This window comes from Streptomyces calidiresistens (assembly GCF_014141525.1).
GTDB classification, from domain to species: domain Bacteria; phylum Actinomycetota; class Actinomycetes; order Streptomycetales; family Streptomycetaceae; genus Streptomyces; species Streptomyces calidiresistens.
This window is the reverse complement of the sequence record NZ_VKHS01001350.1, coordinates 1-842: the sequence shown is the minus strand read 5'-3', so window position 1 is coordinate 842 and position 842 is coordinate 1. Positions and strand designations below refer to the sequence as shown.

Below are 842 nucleotides of genomic sequence, written 5' to 3'. Positions count from 1 at the left end.
CCGGCCGCACCCCCACCACCCGTCCCCGCCGCGCACACGGAACATCACGAAACGGAGTCGACATTCCGCTTTCTCCTCCCCGCCCGAACGCCGGGTGGTGGAGTGCTCTCTCCACGCGATACGGAGCGGCCCCGGGGACGGGCCGTTTTCTCCAGGGGGGAGAACCCGATGATCAAGCGCGCCCGCATACGGATGATCGGCCGACGAGCGGCCCTCGGCACCGCCGGGCTGCTCCTGCTGACGGCCTGTTCGACCGCCGGCGCCGAGCCGACACCGACCGTCACCGAAACGGTCACGGTCACCGAGACCGTGACGGCGGCCCCCGAGAGCATCGAGCCGCAGACCGGCCGGAGCCTGGAGAAGGCCGTGCGGGCCGCCGAATCCGCCGGGTACGAGGTGGCCTCGGAGAACGCCAACAAGGGCGACGGCACCCCCGGGGACGACTGGCAGGTCTGCTTCGAGGAGATCGGGTACGGGTCCGTCACCTACGGAGCGGTCCAGCCCGGGGCGCTCTGTCCGAAGAAGCCCGGCGACCCGGTCCTCTGGCCCGAGGTGCCGAAGGTCACCGGCATCACCTACGCGGCGGCGGTCGAGAAGTTGGCCGGGCTCGGGGGGAAGAAGCCGAAGACCGAGTCCGCATACCTGGACGTCTCCCTCACCGCCACCGAGGTCCGGGAGAACGGGGACGAGCACACCGTCTGCTTCCAGTCCCCCGCCGCCGGGAAGGACCTCCGGCCGGACACCTCGGTGACCCTGACCGTGGCCGAGGGCACCTCCTGCCCGGCGGCGAGCGGCGGGTACCTGGACGAGAGGAACGACCCCTCGTACACCCCGCCGCCACC

The 842-nt window shown here is 71.7% G+C and carries 1 protein-coding gene; it reads left to right on the top strand.

Going from position 1 to position 842, the window contains the following annotated elements:
- Positions 1–168: 168 nt before the first annotated feature.
- Positions 169–842: PASTA domain-containing protein (locus FOE67_RS27255; RefSeq protein WP_182667482.1), on the top strand; the 674-nt coding region annotated here is incomplete at its 3' end.